We start from the raw sequence: 884 nt of genomic DNA on the forward strand, positions 1-884 counted from the left end.
ACTTCAAAAGTAAGCCCCCTATATTTCGGGGAATAGCGAATTTTGGTATTTGTATTTATCTTCTTTAATCTGTAAAAGCCAGCTTTTTTCTGGATTCTCCAGAAAAGCGTAAATATTGATGTAATTCATCAGTTGCTGTCTGATAATGGACACCATATTTGAGAATGCCCAGTTCCGTTTGAGCTTACTTTTTACTAGGGTTATCAGGAAATTGGCAAGCATTGCAGCCCAAATCTGTATTTCTATAGCATTCTCATTATCGCCTAGAAAATACTTTAGTGGGAAGTTTTGCTTTAGCTGCTTGAAAAGCAATTCTATCTGCCACCGTTTCTTATAAATGTACGCTATTTTCTCTGCTGGAAGTTCTATGTTGTTGGTTATAAACTCAAATAACCGTTCATTTTCATTGTCCCAATAGGCTATTCTTCTTGCCTTGTGTTCTTGAGACTTATCTGTACCGTATAGCAATACAATTTCTTCATCTTTCAGCACACCTGAGTCGGCTTCGTCTGGTATATCAAACTCTTTTCTGGCTTTGTAAAGTGCATTATCTTTTAGTCTGGTAACATACCAAATTGATTCTTCGGTAAAAGCCTCATATTGTGCATAGTCAACATATCCTTTGTCAAAGGTTATGATTGAACCGGACGGCAAGTTCATTGCTTCTTTCAAAAACATATGGTCATGCCTGGCTGCTTCACTGTATCGGATTAAACAAGGTACATTTTCATCTGCTTTAATTAGTGTATGAGCTTTAATACTGCCTTTCTTTTTGCCATTTTTGGGATTGCGACCAACACCTTTTAAAATGTCTTTAAACAGGGATATTGTTGATGAATCCATGATATACAAACGCTTCAGTTCTTTGTCTTTTAGTCGGCTGT

The 884-nt window shown here is 36.7% G+C and carries 1 protein-coding gene; it reads right to left on the bottom strand.

Annotated features, from left to right (window positions below; genetic code table 11):
* Positions 1-18: 18 nt before the first annotated feature.
* Positions 19-884: IS4 family transposase (locus tag JIV24_RS22205; protein WP_200467279.1), on the bottom strand; the 866-nt coding region annotated here is incomplete at its 5' end.

It is taken from the genome of Carboxylicivirga marina (genome assembly GCF_016612505.1).
Classification (GTDB): domain Bacteria; phylum Bacteroidota; class Bacteroidia; order Bacteroidales; family Marinilabiliaceae; genus Carboxylicivirga; species Carboxylicivirga marina.